Source organism: Xanthomonas melonis (assembly GCF_020783655.1).
GTDB classification, from domain to species: domain Bacteria; phylum Pseudomonadota; class Gammaproteobacteria; order Xanthomonadales; family Xanthomonadaceae; genus Xanthomonas; species Xanthomonas melonis.
The window spans coordinates 271,278-288,035 of sequence record NZ_JAJGQH010000002.1 but is presented as its reverse complement, the minus strand read 5'-3'; the positions used below and the strand labels follow the sequence as shown (position 1 = coordinate 288,035).

Here is a 16,758-nt window from a genome sequence, read left to right as displayed (position 1 = left end):
CGTGGCGTGTTGCGATCCGAGTAAGCCGCGTACAACGCAAGACGGCGGCCATTGGCCGCCGTCGATCTTGCCGTCTACCTCGAGTGCCCGATCAGGCGCGGCCGTAGGTGTCCTCGAAACGCACGATGTCGTCTTCGCCCAGATAACTGCCGGACTGCACTTCGATCAGTTCCAGCGGCAGCTTGCCCGGGTTGCGCAGGCGGTGGGTGACGCCGAGCGGAATGTAGGTGCTCTGGTTTTCGGTCAGCAGCAACACTTCTTCGCCGCGCGTGACTTCTGCAGTGCCGCTGACGACGATCCAATGTTCGGCGCGGTGATGATGCATCTGCAGGCTGAGCACGGCGCCCGGCTTGACGGTGATGCGCTTGACCTGGTGACGCTGGCCCATGTCGATCGAGTCGTAAGCGCCCCACGGACGGTAGACCTTGCGGTGCCAGGTCGCCTCGGAGCGGCCGTCGGTCTTGATCCGCCCGACCACGTCCTTGACCTCCTGGATGCGATCGCGGTGACCGACCAGCACAGCATCCGGCGTCTCGACCACCACCACGTCCTCCAGGCCGACCATGGCGATCAGCCGCGAGCCATAGGCGTAGGTGTTGCGGCAATCCAGCTGGATCACGTCGCCATGATGCGCATTGCCCTGGGCATCCTGTTCGGACACATCCAGCAGCGACGACCACGAGCCGACATCGTTCCAGCCTGCATCCAGCGGCACGACGACCGCGTCGGCGGTCTTTTCCATCACCGCGTAGTCGATCGAGTCCGACGGGCTGGCCCCGAACGCGTCCTTGTCCAGGCGGGTGAAGTCGGCATCGCGCTTGCCATTCTGCCAGGCCTGCTGGCAGGCATCGGCAATGGCCGGATGGAACTTGCGCAATTCTTCCAGGTAGCGCGAGGCACGGAACAGGAACATGCCGCTGTTCCAGTAGTACTCGCCGCTGGCCAGGTAGCTCTGTGCGGTGGCCAGGTCGGGTTTCTCGACGAAGCGATCGACCGCGCTGACACCAGCGCCCGCACCGGCCTTGATGTAGCCGTAGCCCGTCTCGGGTGCGGTCGGCTTGATGCCGAAGGTGACCAACTTGCCCTGCGCTGCCGCTTCAGCAGCAACTTTCACCCCGGCTTGAAAGGCGGCCTCGTTGCCGATCACGTGATCCGACGGCAGCACCAACAGCAACGGGTCGGCGCCATCGCGGGTGGCTTCCAGCGCGGCAACCGCGATGGCGGGGGCAGTATTGCGGCCCTTGGGTTCGAGCAGGATGGCCGATGGCTTCACGCCCAGCTGCTGCAATTGCTCGGCGGCCATGAAGCGGTGTTCTTCGTTGGCGACCACGATGGGGGCATGGCCGGCGACGGGAGCAGCGCGCAGCCAGGTGGACTGCAGCATGCTCTTGTCACCGATCAGGGGCAGGAACTGCTTGGGATAGGATTCGCGCGACAGCGGCCACAGGCGCGTGCCGGAACCGCCGGACAGGATGATGGGTAGGACGTCGCTCATGGGCGGGGGAGACTCCAAAGTGCGTCTATGGGTGGGAGAGAGGTAAATCAACCGCGCAGCAGATCGGAAATCTCTTGCGTGCGGCTTTCCAGCAGTGCGGCATCGCCGCGCGTTTCCACGTTCAGACGCAGCAGCGGCTCGGTATTGGAGCTGCGCAGGTTGAAGCGCCATTGGCCGAAATCGGCACTGATGCCGTCGGTGTAGTCCAGTTCCGGCGACAGGTGCGCATAATGCTCCATCACGCGGGCCACCGAGGCCTTGGCATCGGCCACCTTGAAATTGATCTCGCCGCTGCAGGGGAATTTCTGCATGCGTGCTTCGACCAGGTCCGCCAGCGAGCGGCCGGACTGCGATACCAGCTCGGCGATCAACAACCAGGGAATCATTCCCGAATCGGCGTAGGCGAACTCGCGGAAGTAATGGTGCGCACTCATCTCGCCGCCGTAGACAGCGTTCTCGCTGCGCATCTTTTCCTTGATGAAGGCATGCCCGCTCTTGCACAGCACCGGAATGCCGCCGGCTTCCTCGACCTGCTCCACGGTGTTCCAGGTCAGACGCGGGTCGTGCACGACCTTGCCGCCCGGCTGCTTGGCCAGGATGGCCTGGGCCAGCAGGCCGACCAGGTAGTAGCCTTCGATGAAGCGGCCGGTGTGGTCGAAGAAGAAACAGCGATCGAAGTCGCCATCCCAGGCGATGCCGAAGTCCGCACCGTGGTCCTTGACCGCCTTGGCAGTAGCGTCGCGGTTTTCCGGCAGCAGCGGGTTGGGGATGCCGTTGGGGAAGTTGCCATCGGGCTCATGGAACACGCGGACGAACTCGAACGGCAGGTGTGGGGCGAGCAGATCCACGATCAGGCCGGCACCGCCGTTGCCGGCATTGACCACCAGCTTGAGCGGCTTGAGCGTGCTGCGGTCCACGTAGCTGAGCAGGTGCTCCAGGTAGGCGGTCTTGTCGGTGCGGCTGTGCTCGGCGGCTGTGGGCTCACCGGGTGCGGCGGTATCGGCCGCGACGGTGTCGCGGATGGCGAACAGGCCGGTATCGGAACTGATCGGTCGCGCCTGCTCGCGGACCAGCTTCATGCCGTTGTAGTCCATCGGGTTGTGGCTGGCGGTGACCATGACGCCGCCGGCGGCCTTGAGGTAATCGGTCTGGAAATAGACCTCCTCAGTGCCGCACAGACCGATGTCGATGACCTCGCGGCCGCTGGCGCGCAGACCGGCCGAGAGTGCTTCCTGCAGCGCCGGGCTGGCCAGGCGCACGTCGTGGCCCAGGACCACCGGCCCCTGATCCAGCTGCGCCGCCAGTGCCACGCCAATGCGGCGGGCCAAGTCCTCGTTGAGTTCATCCGGCACGCGGCCGCGGATGTCGTAGGCCTTGAAGGCGGGTAGCGTCATGGGCGATTCCTGGGATGGGGGACAACCGAGTTTAGCGGGTGCGCCGTGTCTTGGGTGTGGCGGAATTGCGACCAGGGACAGGGAACGGTCAGCGGATAGAATGGCCGCTTCGCATCAGCGAGGTGAGGGCGGTGATGGGCAACGATGGACGTGGTACGGCAGGCGGCAAACGCCATGCCGATGCCGGGGCGGCGCTGAGTGGGATCCTGGCCGATGGTCAGACCCTGGCAGTGGGCGGTTTCGGTTTGTGCGGAATCCCGGAGGCCCTGATCGCGGCGGTACGCGACAGCGGGGTGAGCGGGCTGACGGTGATCTCCAACAACGCCGGCGTGGACGGCTTCGGGCTCGGCCAGTTGCTGGCCACGCGCCAGATCCGCAAGATGATTTCGTCCTATGTGGGCGAGAACAAGGAATTCGAGCGCCAGTACCTGGCTGGCGAGCTGGAGCTGGAATTCAACCCGCAGGGCACGTTGGCCGAGCGCCTGCGTGCAGGCGGCGCGGGAATTCCCGCTTTCTACACGGCCACCGGCTACGGCACCATCGTGGCCGACGGCAAGGAAACCCGGCAATTCGACGGCAAGCACTACGTGCTGGAAACCGCACTGCGAGCCGATGTCGCGCTGGTCAAGGCGTGGCGGGCCGATACGGCCGGCAACCTGGTATTCCGCAAGACCGCGCGTAACTTCAACCCGGCCTGCGCGATGGCCGGGCGCGTCTGCGTTGCCGAGGTCGAAGAGATCGTGGAGCTGGGCGCGATCGATCCGGATCAGGTGCATCTGCCCGGCATCTATGTCGATCGACTGGTGCTCAACGCCACGCCGGAAAAACGCATCGAACAGCGCACCGTGCGCAAGGGAGACAACTGATGGCCTGGACCCGCGATCAGATGGCCGCCCGTGCGGCACGTGAATTGACCGATGGCGCCTATGTCAACCTGGGGATCGGCCTGCCGACCCTGGTCGCCAACCACATCCCCGCCGGCGTGGATGTCTGGCTGCAATCGGAGAATGGCCTGCTCGGCATCGGCCCGTTTCCGACCGAGGACGACGTCGATGCGGACCTGATCAACGCCGGCAAGCAGACCGTCACTGCGCGTGCGGGCGCCAGCTATTTCGGTAGCCACGATTCGTTCGCGATGATCCGTGGCGGCCACATCGACCTGGCCATTCTCGGCGCAATGCAGGTCACCGACCGCGGCGACCTGGCCAACTGGATGGTGCCCGGCAAGATGGTCAAGGGCATGGGCGGGGCGATGGACCTGGTGGCCGGCGTCAAGCGCGTGGTTGTGCTGATGGAACACGTTGCCAAGGACGGCAGCCACAAGATCCTGCGCGAATGCGACCTGCCGCTGACCGGCGTCGGGGTGGTGGACCGCATCATCACCGACCTGGCGGTGTTCGATGTCACCGCCGACGGATTGGTGCTGGTGGAGGCTGCCGATGGGGTGGAGCTGTCCGAGCTACGCACCAAGACCGGTGCGGAATTCCGGGCCTGAGATCGCGGTCGAACCCGTGTACCGGGAGCAAGGCGCCGCCGCTACGGCGCCTTGCGTGCGTAGCGATAGGGCGTAGCCGAGGCCGGCGCGTTGTTTCCCAGCAGGCCTTCGATTGCGGCGAGCCGATGCCCTGATTCGGTGACAGCGTGGCCCAGGAAACGTTCCATCGCATGCGCCAGGGTACCGTCGATCTGGCCTTGCTCGCTCTCGAAGTCGTCGGGCTGCAGATGCGCATCCAGTACCGGGCGCAAGGCGTCGAGTCTTGCCCAGAACATGCTGCCGGAGGCGAACAGGTCATGCTCGGTCACCGTGCTCGTGCCGGTGCGAACGGCGAGATAATCCAAGGCATCGGCATTGCCGCCGATGAAGTCTGTGACCTTCAGCAGGTGTTCCCTTGGCGCGGCGAGCCCAAGCTGTGGGTCAGCAGCGAAGGCGCCGACGATTGCGTCCACGCGCTCCCCGTCCAGCAACACGGCCAGCATCTCCCGCCGCCACGCGTCGCCATCATCGCGATGCGTCGACTTCTTGGTATGCAGCTTCAACACCAGATGCTCGCCTTCGTCGAGCAAACGGTTGGCGATGTGCAGGAACGGCAGGATGTCGCGGCCTCGATTCTCGAAGCCTTCCACCTCTGCTTCGATGCCATGCCGGCGCAGGCTTTGATGGACCTGCTCGACCAAGGTCAGATCGGTTGTGACGATCAGCCGGAATGGGACGGCCGAGTGCGTAAGCGCATCGAGAATCTCGTCAAGAACATCCAGATACCATGCGTGCACGACCACGCAGGCGCGCTGCCGGTTCGGTGCCGGCTCGCTCTCGACCGGACGCGTCAACGCCTGACGCGTTGCCTCCAGCCATGCATGCCCGAGACGCATGTCCGGCTCCAGGACGGCGCCCTCCGCCCATTCGTTCCACGCATTGATGAACACCAGACGATGCGCAGCCGGTGCGTCGACGAGGCGGTGCCACACGGTGTGCGAGAGCCAGTCCCGATAGCGGCGAGGCGATGCATGCAGATAGACCCGACCTTTTCCGGAGCGACGCGGTTCGTTGTCCCAACCTGGATTCACGCCCGGATACAGCGTGTATTCGCGTAGTGGACGCTGCTCGATTTCGCTCGCGAGCGCGCGCCAGTCCAGTACTTCACCACAGAATTCCGGATTCAGCAGGCGCTGCCGGGCCGTGACCGATGGCGGGGTGCTCATGTTGGGAGGAAATTCGACCGCTGCATCGAATCCGATATCGCGTGGATCCGGGCGTTCGAAACCCTGCACATAAGCCAGATGGATCTCACCGATGCCATTGTCGCGACACCACGCTCGCCAACGCGCCGCGGTCTGTGCAGGCTCTGGGAGTAGATTGGGTCGATACACCAGCAGGAGCGGGCGGCCCTCCACGCGCAGATAAGTCGGATTGCGCATGTAGGAAGCGACGTGCGCGATGAAAGCGAGATCGTCGTCGGCACCATGCGCCTGATCGATCAGGATGTCGTCGCCACGACCGTCCCAGCGCCGCGCCCACTTTTCGTTGGCCCAGCACAGGCAGAACGGCAACGTGATGGAATCATCGGCGTGCCACTGTCGGATAGGCATTTCCAGCAAGGTCTTGCCGGCGAACCAGTAGAAGTAGAAACAGAACGCGGCAAGGCCGTATTCCTGTGCCAGCCGCGCCTGCTCACGCATGATCTGCGGATTGCGAAGATCGTAGAAGCCTAGATCTGCGGGAAGTCGAGGGTGCTGATGTCCTTCGAACTGCGCAAGCGCACGGCTGACATTGCGCCATTCGGTGAATCCCTTGCCCCACCACGCATCGTTTTCCGGTATCGGATGGAACTGCGGCAGATAGAAGGCGATCAGACTGGCCGGAAGGTTTATCGGCAGCGCCTGGGCACGATATGGCACATGACCGATGGCGGCTTGGTCGCTGCGCGCAGCCGGACGCCGGGACACGTCGTGGCCGGTGCGGCCACGCGCCGGTTCCGGAACCCAGTCGGCATGCCGGTCCAGAAACCAGCCTCGCCAACGGTCGCGTGTTGCTTCGTCCAGCGGCATGGCGCGAAACGCGGCGCGCAGCAGGCCGAACAGACGGGTACGGGCGCGGGTCTGCATCGAGCGAGGAGGCGGGTTCACAGGTTCTGGTAGTTCGGGCCCGAACCACCCTCCGGGGTGACCCAGTTGATGATTTCGTATGGGTCCTTGATGTCGCAGGTCTTGCAATGCACGCAGTTGGCGGCGTTGATCTGCAGCCGCTTGCCGGATGGGCTGGCGGTGTCTGCGACCATTTCATACACGTTCGCGGGGCAGAAACGGGTACAGGGGTTGTCGTATTCCTGCACGCAGCGGGTGGCGCAGATGTCGGTATCCAGCACCTGCAGATGGACCGGCTGGTCTTCGTCGTGTTCGGTGGCGGCGAAGTACACCGCCTGCAGGCGGTCGCGCGGCGCCAGTTCGCGGGTGCCGTAATCGCGTTTGGGTTGTTCGTAGTCGCCGATCTTGCGCAACGCAGACCAGTCCGGCTTGTTCTTCAGTGTCCAAGGCGAGGCGCCCTTGAGCGCGGTTTCCCAGGCGGCGTTGAGCAGGCCGAACCATAGTCCCTTCTTGAAGCCGGGCTTGATGTTGCGCACCTGCTTCAGCTCGGCCATTGCATCGGAGGCGCGCAGCTTGGCGTCGAAGCCCTGCGGGGCCAGCTGCGACTGCGCCAGATGTTCGGCGGCCAGCATGCCGCTGCGGATCGCCTGATGGGTGCCCTTGATCTTGGGCACATTGAGCAGGCCGGCGGTGTCGCCGATCAGCAGGGCGCCGGGCATTTCCGTTTTCGGCAGCGATTGCCAGCCGCCGGTGACGATGGCACGCGCGCCGGCGGACAGGATGTTGCCGCCCTCCAGCAGCGGTTTGATCAGCGGATGGTTCTTCCACTGCTGGAAGGCTTCCCAGGGCTGGTACTTCGGATCGCTGTAGTCCAGCCCGCTGACATAGCCCAGCGCAATCTGGTTGTTGTCCAGGTGATACAGGAAGCTGCCGCCGTAGGTGCGGTTGTCGGCCGGCCAGCCCAGCGTGTGTACGATCTTGCCCGGGCTGACGCGGCCTTCGGGGACCTGCCACAGCTCCTTGATGCCGATCGAATACCCCTGCGGATCGCTGTCGGCGGTGAGGTCGAAGCGCTTGAGCAGGCGCTTGGTCAGGTGACCGCGCGCGCCCTCGGCCAGCACGGTGACCTTGGCGCGGATGTCGATGCCGGCGGTGTAGCCAGGCTTGTGCGAGCCGTCTTTTGCGATGCCCATGTCGCCGATGCGCACGCCGACCACCTGGCCACTGTCGTCGTGCAGCGTTTCGGCGGCGGCGAAGCCGGGGTAGATCTCCACGCCCAGTGCTTCGGCCTGCGGTGCCAGCCAGGCACACATCGCGCCCAGGCTGACGATGAAGTTGCCGTGGTTGCGCATGCCCGGTGGCACTACCGGGAACTTGCGCGCGCTGTCCTTGCCGAGGAACCAGAATTCGTCGTCGGTGGCGGCCACGCAGATCGGCGGCGGGTTGTCGCGCCAGCCCGGCAGTAGCGCGTCCAGGGGGGCAGGCTCGATCACCGCGCCGGACAGGATATGCGCGCCGATGGTGCTGGATTTCTCGATCACGCACACGCTCAGCTCGGGGTTGAGCTGCTTGAGCCGGATCGCGAACGACAGCCCGGCCGGACCGGCACCGACGGTGACGACGTCGTACTCCATGACGTCACGCTCGACCGCCTCTGGCGCCTGTGCGCCGACTCCCGTTACCGACATTGCTCCGCTCCCGTTGGCTCGATGGCTGATGCGCATTTTCCGGGATTGCATGTGATGGCGGCAAATCGCCCCGATTCATCCGCGGGCGACGGCGTCGTCCGGCCGCACGTGCTAGCGTGCGGCGCATGAGCATTCGGGTCGTCTTGCCGGGAGCGGATATCAGGTGGACGCGCGGTTGGCTGCCGGCCGCGCAGGCCGATGCGCTGCTGCAGACCTTGCTGGCCCAGGTGCACTGGGAGGTACATCGCATCCGCATGTTCGGGCGGGTGGTGGATTCGCCGCGGCTCAGTAGCTGGATCGGCGATGCCGAGGCCAGCTACCGCTACTCGGGCACACGGTTCGCGCCGGAGCCGTGGCTGGATGCGTTGCAGCCGGTACGTGCGCAGTTGCAGGCCGACACCGGGCACCGATTCAATAGCGTGCTGATCAACCGCTACCGTAGCGGCAGCGATGCGATGGGCTGGCATAGCGACGACGAGCCGGAGCTGGGCGCGCAGCCGTTGATCGCGTCGCTGAGTCTGGGCGCGCGGCGGCGGTTTGCGTTCAAACATCGCAACGATGCGTCATTGAAGCAGATCCTGGAGCTGGGCCATGGCGATCTGCTGCTGATGGGTGGCGACACCCAGCGACACTACCGGCACGCCTTGCCGCGAACGGCGCGGCTGGTCGGGGAGCGGATCAATCTGACGTTTCGACAGGTCGCGCCTACTGCCGCGGGTTGAGGCCGTGGTGCATGGCGGGTGACGGATGGCCGGGGCTGGGTTGCGGAGAGGGCTTGTTTGCCCTGTTTGCCCTCATCCGGCGCTGCGCGCCACCTTCTCCCGCAGGCGGGAGAAGGGAGGCTGATCTGGCTCTACGCGAGAGGGGCGGGGGCTATCGAGCGCTGTACGCCACCTTCTCCCGCAGGCGGGAGAAGGGAGGCTGATCTTGCTCTACGCGAGAGGGGGGCTATCGAGCGCTGCGCGCCACCTTCTCCCGCGGGCGGGAGAAGGGAGGCTGATCTGGCTCTGCGCGAGGGGGACGGGGGCTATCGAGCGCTGTACGCCACCTTCTCCCGCGGGCGGGAGAAGGGAAGCTGGATCCGGTTCCGCGTGAGGAGGGGGCTCTCGAGTGGAATGCAGAATGGCGCGTTGATGCAGACGGATGGCGCGTCGGTATGGAACGACGCTTCGGTCTACGGCGTGCGCGGCAAGGACGCGTTGTCCTGCTGTCCTGTCGTCAGCGTCCAACCGACCAGCTCGGTGGTCACCTGGGTCAGCGCCTGCTCGAACGCCGCCGCGACGGCGGCAGTCTCGGTGCCGCTGGAAGGGCGCGCGACCAGGAAGGTGCGCGAGGCGACCACGCGTTGATCGGCCGAATGCAGCAACTTGGCGTTGAGCTCGATCGTGGCCGACGGCAGCGACTGGCCGGCGTAATCGGATTCGAACCGGCGCAGATCGATCGCCAGTTTGTAATCGGAGCGGATGCCGGTGCCGATATGAGCCACCGCGGCGATCTTGCCGGAGTCCTCGAAGCCGCGCACCACGCTGTCTTCGAGCATGTCGGTGGCCGGCTGCGCCCAGCCTGCGCCGTGGTAGACCTGCAGTTCACCGGGAGTCGGGCGCACATTGATGCGTGGGCTGTCGATGACGCGCGCGGCGCTGGGTTTGGCCACCACCAGCTGCCAGCTCACCTGTGGCCAGTCGGGGTTGGGTGTCACGCGCACGGTGGGCGCGTAGATGGTGGCCGGCTTCTTGTCGCCGCCGGTCAGCACCGAGCAGCCGCCCAAGGCCAGCAACGACATGCACAACAAGGGACGCAACAGGCGCATGGCAGTCATTTCGGTTCGAACTCCTTGGGTGCGTCGCGGCCGAGCAGGTAGCGCGCAGGGTTGTTGTCCAGTTTGTCGCTGACCCGGCGCAGGTCGCGGATCAGGCCGCGCAATTCGGTCAGCGTGGGACCGAGCTGGCCCAGGCCGTCGGTGGCGAAGCTGTTGATGGCGGCGCGATTCTCGCCAAGGATGTTGTCGGCGTTGCCGGCGGCCGAATCCAGCTTGACCAGGGTGGCGTCGAGCTTCTCCAGGATGCCCGGCAACTGCTGTACCAGGTTCTGGTCCAGCCGTTTGATGGTGCCGTTGGTAGTGGTCAGGGTGGTGTCGAGATTGCGCGCGGCATCGCGCGCGCTGACGATCAGCGCCTGCATGCCTTCGTCGCGATCGGCGATGCCACCGCTGATCTTTTCCAGGTTCTGCAGCGTGGCCGAGATGCTGGCCACGTTCTTGTCCGACAGCATCTGATCCATGCGTTCGACGATGCGGTTGGCGGTATCGGTGATGTTCTGCAGCGCCGACGGCGTGGTCTGGATGATCGGCGCATCGCTCTTGTCGATGGTGGTCAGCGACGGCGCCTCGGGCGTGCCGCCGGAGAGCTGGATGATCGACGGGCCGGTGAGGCTGGTGATGGCCAGCTTGGCGCGGGTGTCGCTCTTGATCGGGGTGGTGGAATTGACCCGCACATGCGCGACCACCTGGCGCGGGTCGTTCGGCGCCAAGGTCAGTTCGGTGATCGAGCCCACCGCGATGCCGTTGTATTGCACCGGGCTCCCCACAGACAGGCCGGTGACCGCCTCGCGGAACACCACCCGGTACTGCTGCCAGGTACGGTCGGAGGAGTACTTGGCGGCCCACAGCCCGAACAGCAGCAGGGCCAGGCCGGCCACGATGGTGAAGGCGCCGATCAGGACGTAATTGGCTTTGGTTTCCATGCTCAGGCGGTCTCGGTGGAGTCGGTCTTGGCCGCGCGCGCGGCGCGCGCGCGCGGACCGTGGAAATAGTCCTGGATCCAGGGGTGGTCGATTCGCTCGACCTCGGCCAGCGGCGCGTTGGCGATCACCTTGCGATCGGCCAGCACCGCAATGCGGTCACAGATGGCATACAGCGTATCCAGGTCATGGGTGATCAGGAACACGGTCAAACCCAGTGCCTGCTGCAGGGTGCGGATCAAACGGTCGAAGGCGGCCGCGCCGATCGGATCCAGCCCGGCGGTGGGTTCGTCCAGAAACAGCAGGGGCGGATCCAGCGCCAGGGCACGCGCCAGACCGGCGCGCTTGCGCATGCCGCCGGACAGCTGCGAGGGCAGCTTGTCCAGCGCATCGGCCGGCAAACCCGCCAGTTTGATCTTCAGCAGCGCCAGCTCGAAGTACCAGCGCTCCGGGAATTCGCCATGGTGTTCCTTCAGTGGCACCTGCACGTTCTCGCCGACGGTCATCGACGAGAACAGCGCGCCATCCTGGAACAGCACGCCGGTATTGCGGGTGATGTGCTGGCGGTCGGCGAAGCGACCCGAGCGCGCATCCGCGCCCAGCACCTGGATGCTGCCGGCGTCGGGTTCGCGCAGGCCCAGGATGCTGCGCATCAACACCGACTTGCCGGTGCCCGAGCCGCCGACCACGCCGAGGATCTCGCCGCGGCGCACGTCCAGGTCCAGGTCCTCGTGCACGGTCTGGCTGCCGAAACGGTTGGTGAGCCCGCGCACGGAGATCGCCAGCTGGTCGTCGTCGGCGTCCGGGCCGGGATTGGGGAGTGGGGATTGGGGATTGGTCAAAGCACTTTTCTCCCGAATGCCAGTGCAAGCGCTTTGCGCCTGCTCTGCCCGAATCTCAAATCCCGAATGTCGAATCCCGGCCCCATCACCACCCCATCTTCATGAACCACAACGCCGCGATCGCGTCGAGGATGATGACCAAGGAAATCGTTTGCACCACCGAGGAGGTGGTGCGTTCGCCCACCGATTGCGCGGTGCCGCTGACCTTCAGGCCTTCCAGGCAGCCGATCAGGCCGATCACCAGTGCGAACAGTGGCGCCTTGGACAGGCCGACCAGGAAATGCCGCAGCTGGATCGTTTCATGCATGCGCGCCAGATACATCTGCGGCGGGATGTCCAGGTCGAACGCACCCACGGTGACGCCGCCGGCCAGGCCGGCGATCATCGCGATGAAGGTCAGCAGCGGCAGGGTCAGGATCAGCGCCAGCAGGCGTGGAATCACCAGCAGGTCGATCGGGTCCAGACCCAGCGTGCGGATGGCATCGACTTCCTCGCGCGATTTCATCGCGCCGATCTGTGCGGTGAACGCGCTGGCGGTGCGTCCGGCAAGCACGATCGCGGTGAGCAGGACGGCGAATTCGCGCAGGAAGGCGATGCTCACCAGCTCCACCACATAGATCTCCGCGCCGAAGTCGCGCAGGATGGTCGAGCCCAGGAACGCGATCACCGCGCCCACCAGATACGACAGCAGCACCACCAGCGGCACCGCGTCCAGGCCCACCTGCTCCATGTGGTGCACGGTGGAGGTCAGGCGGAAACGGCGCGGCTCGTGGATCAGCCGCATGATCTTGACCAGGTTCTCGCCCAGGAAACTGTTGAGCTCCAGGATGTCCTGTCCGACGCCGTGGGTGGCCCGACCCAGGCGGTCCAGCGCCGCGACGAAGCCGTAGTCGCGCTTGGGTTTGGGGCGTTCGTCGTTGAGTTCCTCGATCGTGCACACCAGGGCCTGGTGCTCGTCGCGGAAATCGATGGCATCTTCCTTCAGCCCCATGCGGCTGGCGAAGCGCAATAGCTGCAGGACGCCGGCCGAATCCAGTTGCCCGATCTCGCGCGCGTCGATGCGGCGCACCCCGTCAGGCACGGCCTGCAGCAGTTCTGCCTGGGGCAGGGCGGTCGCCAGGACCCAACTGCCGCCAAGGCGCACCTGGGTCTGATCCTGCGGGTCTTGTTCGAGGCGGGGAGGTTGCGGTTTGATCATGAGTGGCCTGTCCGTGGCGTCAGCATACAGGGACGATGTGAGCGAAAGATGGGGGCGCGATCGAAACGGTCGGCGACGAGGACGCCGACGGCAGGCGCTGCGGCATACACTGGCGCTCTCGCCAGACGGCGTCCTACCGCTCCGACCCGCCACGCATGTCCGCTGCCACCGTCGTTCTCCCGTCCGCCAGCGCTACCTATGCCCAGCGAGTGGCCTTCGTTTCGGAAATCGCCGGGCGCCTGCATTCCTACGGCACGACGGCACAGCGGCTGGAGGCGGCGGTGGTCGGTCTGTCGCAGAAGCTGGGCCTGGACTGTGAGCCCTGGTCCAACCCGACCGGGATCATCCTGAGTTTCAGCGACCCGACCAAGGCGATCGGGTCCAGCGACATCACCCGGGTGATCCGGCTGGCTCCCGGCGAGAACGATCTCTACAAGCTCAGCGTGGCCGACTACGTGGCAGACAGCGTGGCCAACGGGCGCATGAGCATCGCGCAGGGGCACACCGCCTTGCGCCGGCTGGACCGCGAGGTCGATCGACGCGGCAAGGCCTTGCAGGTACTGGCCTTCGGCCTGGCCGCCGCCGGGGTGGCCGGGCTGTGGAAGCTGCCGTGGCTGGATATCTCCACGGCGGGCGGCATCGGGGTATCGATCGGCCTGCTCACCCAGTACACCGACCGGCGACCGGCCACCAAGGAGGCCGGCGAAGCGCTGGCCGGCCTGCTGGCCGGCGTGGTGGCGGCGACGGTCGCTGCGCTGCTCGGGCCGCTCAATCTCAACACGGTGATCATCGCCTCGCTGGTGGTGCTGCTGCCGGGCATGTCGCTGACCAATGCCTTCAACGAGCTGGCCAGCCAGCACTGGGTCTCGGGCACCGCGCGCCTGGCCGGGGCGGTGACCACGGTGCTCAAGCTGACGGTGGGCGCGGTGATCGCGGTGACCTTGACCCAACTGGTCGGGCTGCATCCGCAGGTGGCGGCCCTGCGTCCCCAGGCCGGCTGGGTGGAATGGGCCTCGCTGCTGGTGGCGGCCTATGCATTCGCGGTGTTGTTCAAGGCCAACCGGCGCGATTATCTGTGGATCATGGCTGCGGCGATGTCCGGTTATGTCATTGCGCGTTATGCAGGGCATGCCTGGGGCGGGCCGGCGGGAGTCTTCGCCTCTGCCATGACATTGACCGCCGCCGGCAATCTGTTCGGACGGGTAGTGCAACGGCCGGGCGCATTGATCCGGTTGCCGGGCATCATCATGCTGGTTCCCGGTAGCGTCAGTCTGAGAGGATTTCTGACGTTGGTGCAGCAACAGGACGTCAGCGTCGGACAAGCCGCATTGCTGGCGGTCACAAATATCGTGATGGCATTGATGGCCGGATTGCTGTTCGGCAATCTGTTGATTCCGGCCCGCAAGAATTTATGAGGGTAGAACAGCGCTCAATAAAAAACGCCGGCAATACCGGCGTTTTTATTGGAGACGGATCAGGCGGCCTTGGCTTTCTTGGTGGCGCGCTTGGTGGACGCCTTGCGTGCCGAGGCCTTTTTGGCCGGCGCCTTCTTCGCAGCGCCGCCCGTCTTGCTGATCAGAAAGTCTTCCACTTTCTTGCCGGCGGCGGTCAATTCGGCCAGCCAGCGCGGCTGCTTGCCGCGGCCGGTCCAGGTGTCCTGCGGGTTGGCCGGATTGCGGTACTTCGGCGCCACCTTGCCCAGCTTGCGGCCGGCACGCGGACCCGGCTTGCCGGCAGCAGCCGGGCGACCCGGGCCAGCACCGGCGGCGCTACCGAACAATTCCTCGATGGAATAACCCTGCGCCTTGGCGGCGCGGGTCAGCTGCGAGCGGACCTTGGCGATCGGGGCGCGCCTGGCGACCACGGTATGCTGCTTCTTTGCATTCTTGATCAGTGCCGCCAATTGCTTGGCCGACAGGCCGGTGAGATCGATCGACATCACTACTCCGGAAGATGAGAGAGAAAAGAATGCCGATCCGTGGCAATGGCGGCCATCATAATGTCAGAAAACCGGTATGACAAATGCGCCAGAATAATCTGGCGCATCGCGTTCATCCGATCGGGATGGGCTCGATCGGTTATCAGCGCCCCAGGCGGGAGAATAATCCGGCCTTATCCAGATTTTCCGCGGCATCGGCGGTACGCGCGCGATATTCAAATGTTCCGGCGGCCAGTCCGCGTTCGGAGACCACGACCCGATGCGGAATGCCCAATAGTTCCATATCGGCGAACATCGCGCCGGGGCGCAGGCCGCGATCGTCCAATACGGCATCGATGCCGGCGGCGGTCAGTTCGTCCAGCAGCGCCTGGGCGGCCGCGACCACCTGTGCATCCTGCTTGGGGTTGATCACGCACACTGCGACCTGCCAGGGCGCCATCGGCGCGGGCCAGACGATGCCGGCGTCGTCGTGGTTCTGCTCGATCGCCGCGGCCACGATGCGCGAGATACCGATGCCGTAGCAGCCCATCTTCATCACCGCCACCTTGCCACTCTCGTCGATGACGGTGGCCTGCAAGGCCTGAGCGTACTGGCTGCCCAACTGGAACACGTGGCCGACCTCGATCCCGCGGGCCAGGCGTAGCTCGCCGCCGTCGGCGGCGCGCTCGCCTTCGACCACGTTGCGCACATCGGCCACGGTTTCCGGTTCCGGCAGGTCGCGGCCCCAGTTGACGCCGGCCAGATGGGCGCCCGCCACGTTGGCGCCGACGACGAAATCGGCCATCGCAGCGACATCGCGGTCGGCGACCACGCGGACCGGGCGTGCGGTGTTCACCGGCCCCAGGAAGCCGGGCTCGCAGCCAAGGTGGTCGCGAATCTCGGTCTCATTGGCCAGGCGGTAGTCGGCCAGGCCGGCCACCTTGGCCAGCTTGATCTCGTTGACGGCATGGTCGCCGCGCACCAGAACCAGCACGAAGCCGGCCGGGGTCATCACTGCCACCGACTTGACCGTACGCTGCAGTGCGATGCCCAACAACTGGGCGACATCCTCGCAGGTCTTCTGGATGGGCGTGGCGACCTGATGCATGGCCTGCCCGGCCTGCGGACGCGGGCCGGGCAGGGCGGCGCTGGCGGTTTCCACGTTGGCCGCGTAATCGGACCCGGTGGAGAACGCCAGCGAGTCTTCGCCCGAGGCGGCAATGACATGGAATTCCTGCGAGGCGTCGCCGCCGATCGCGCCGGAATCGGCCTGCACCGCGCGGAACTCCAGCCCCAGGCGGGTGAAGATGCGGGTGTAGGCCGCCTTCATGTTCTCGTACTCGCGGGCCATGTCCGCATCGGTGAGATGGAACGAATAGGCGTCCTTCATCAGGAACTCGCGCGCACGCATCACGCCGAAGCGCGGGCGGATCTCATCGCGGAATTTGGTCTGGATCTGATAGAAGTTCAGCGGCAGCTGCTTGTAGCTGTTGATCTCCTGGCGCGCGTATTCGGCCGCGGCCTCCTCGGCGGTGGGGCTGTAGCAGAACTCCTGCTCCTTGCGGTCCTTGATCTTGAGCAGCTGCCCGCCGAACTTTTCCCAGCGCCCGGTGGCGTCCCAGAGTTCGCGCGGCTGGATGGTGGGGAACAGCACCTCCACCGCGCCGGCGCGGTTCATTTCCTCGCGCACGATGGCCTCGACCTTGCGCAGGACGCGCAGGCCCAGCGGCGACCAGGTGTACAGCCCGGAAGCCAGCTTGCGGATCATGCCCGCGCGCAGCATCAGACGGTGGCTGACCAGCTCGGCGTCGGCCGGGGTTTCCTTGGTGGTGTGCAGGTGAAACTGGGAAAGACGCATCGGGCTTCGCTTGGGCGGAAAACCCGTAGTTTGCCAGTGTCCCG

At 65.6% G+C, this 16,758-nt stretch carries 14 protein-coding genes; 4 read left to right on the top strand and 10 right to left on the bottom strand.

The window, feature by feature from the left end:
• Positions 1-91: 91 nt before the first annotated feature.
• Complete coding sequence (locus LL964_RS03055; protein WP_104585070.1) at positions 92-1,495, bottom strand: mannose-1-phosphate guanylyltransferase/mannose-6-phosphate isomerase; 1,404 nt, start codon at positions 1,493-1,495, stop codon at positions 92-94.
• Between the two features lie 47 nt (positions 1,496-1,542).
• Entirely contained in the window at positions 1,543-2,889 is a 1,347-nt protein-coding gene (locus LL964_RS03050; RefSeq protein WP_104585068.1) for a phosphohexomutase domain-containing protein, read from the bottom strand.
• Between the two features lie 134 nt (positions 2,890-3,023).
• Here LL964_RS03050 and LL964_RS03045 point away from each other — a divergent pair, with 134 nt between their 5' ends.
• The gene (locus LL964_RS03045) at positions 3,024-3,755 is read left to right on the top strand and encodes a CoA transferase subunit A (RefSeq protein ID WP_104585066.1); all 732 of its coding nucleotides are present in this window, start codon (positions 3,024-3,026) and stop codon (positions 3,753-3,755) included.
• Positions 3,755-4,384, top strand: coding sequence for a CoA transferase subunit B (locus LL964_RS03040; RefSeq protein WP_104585064.1), 630 nt, complete (start codon positions 3,755-3,757; stop codon positions 4,382-4,384). The genes LL964_RS03045 and LL964_RS03040 overlap by 1 nt, the downstream gene beginning before the upstream one ends.
• Before the next feature lie 41 nt (positions 4,385-4,425).
• Here LL964_RS03040 and LL964_RS03035 read toward each other — a convergent pair whose 3' ends face one another.
• Together LL964_RS03035 and LL964_RS03030 are read right to left on the bottom strand one after the other, a co-directional pair.
• Positions 4,426-6,492: a glycoside hydrolase family 99-like domain-containing protein gene (locus LL964_RS03035; protein ID WP_267190321.1), complete on the bottom strand. Its 2,067-nt coding sequence runs from the start codon at positions 6,490-6,492 to the stop codon at positions 4,426-4,428.
• 17 nt (positions 6,493-6,509) lie between these two features.
• Complete coding sequence (locus LL964_RS03030) at positions 6,510-8,159, bottom strand: electron transfer flavoprotein-ubiquinone oxidoreductase (protein WP_104585060.1); 1,650 nt, start codon at positions 8,157-8,159, stop codon at positions 6,510-6,512.
• 125 nt (positions 8,160-8,284) lie between these two features.
• On the opposite strand from LL964_RS03030, the gene LL964_RS03025 reads away from it, so the two are divergent.
• Positions 8,285-8,881, top strand: a complete 597-nt coding sequence (locus LL964_RS03025; RefSeq protein ID WP_104585590.1) for an alpha-ketoglutarate-dependent dioxygenase AlkB family protein — start codon at positions 8,285-8,287, stop codon at positions 8,879-8,881.
• Between the two features lie 452 nt (positions 8,882-9,333).
• Here LL964_RS03025 and LL964_RS03020 read toward each other — a convergent pair whose 3' ends face one another.
• The 4 genes from LL964_RS03020 to LL964_RS03005 all read right to left on the bottom strand — a co-directional run bounded on the left by LL964_RS03020 (position 9,334) and on the right by LL964_RS03005 (position 12,938).
• Positions 9,334-9,978, bottom strand: a complete 645-nt coding sequence (locus tag LL964_RS03020) for an ABC-type transport auxiliary lipoprotein family protein (protein WP_104585058.1) — start codon at positions 9,976-9,978, stop codon at positions 9,334-9,336.
• Positions 9,975-10,901 (bottom strand): MlaD family protein, encoded by a 927-nt coding sequence (locus LL964_RS03015; protein WP_104585056.1) that lies wholly within the window; start codon positions 10,899-10,901, stop codon positions 9,975-9,977. Before LL964_RS03015 ends, LL964_RS03020 begins: the two co-directional genes overlap by 4 nt.
• 2 nt (positions 10,902-10,903) lie before the next feature.
• A complete protein-coding gene (locus LL964_RS03010; RefSeq protein ID WP_104585054.1) occupies positions 10,904-11,740 on the bottom strand; it encodes an ABC transporter ATP-binding protein in 837 nt (278 codons plus the stop codon).
• A gap of 85 nt (positions 11,741-11,825) precedes the next feature.
• Complete coding sequence (locus LL964_RS03005; RefSeq protein ID WP_104585052.1) at positions 11,826-12,938, bottom strand: MlaE family ABC transporter permease; 1,113 nt, start codon at positions 12,936-12,938, stop codon at positions 11,826-11,828.
• Positions 12,939-13,093: 155 nt separating this feature from the next.
• Between LL964_RS03005 and LL964_RS03000 the strand changes: the two genes are divergently transcribed.
• Complete coding sequence (locus tag LL964_RS03000; protein ID WP_104585050.1) at positions 13,094-14,353, top strand: threonine/serine exporter family protein; 1,260 nt, start codon at positions 13,094-13,096, stop codon at positions 14,351-14,353.
• A gap of 59 nt (positions 14,354-14,412) precedes the next feature.
• On the opposite strand, the gene LL964_RS02995 is transcribed toward LL964_RS03000, so the two are convergent.
• Together LL964_RS02995 and LL964_RS02990 are read right to left on the bottom strand one after the other, a co-directional pair.
• A complete protein-coding gene (locus tag LL964_RS02995; RefSeq protein WP_104585048.1) occupies positions 14,413-14,877 on the bottom strand; it encodes an H-NS histone family protein in 465 nt (154 codons plus the stop codon).
• 142 nt (positions 14,878-15,019) lie between these two features.
• On the bottom strand, positions 15,020-16,714 hold the full coding sequence (locus LL964_RS02990) for a proline--tRNA ligase (protein WP_104585046.1): 1,695 nt from the start codon (positions 16,712-16,714) through the stop codon (positions 15,020-15,022).
• Positions 16,715-16,758 lie beyond the last annotated feature (44 nt).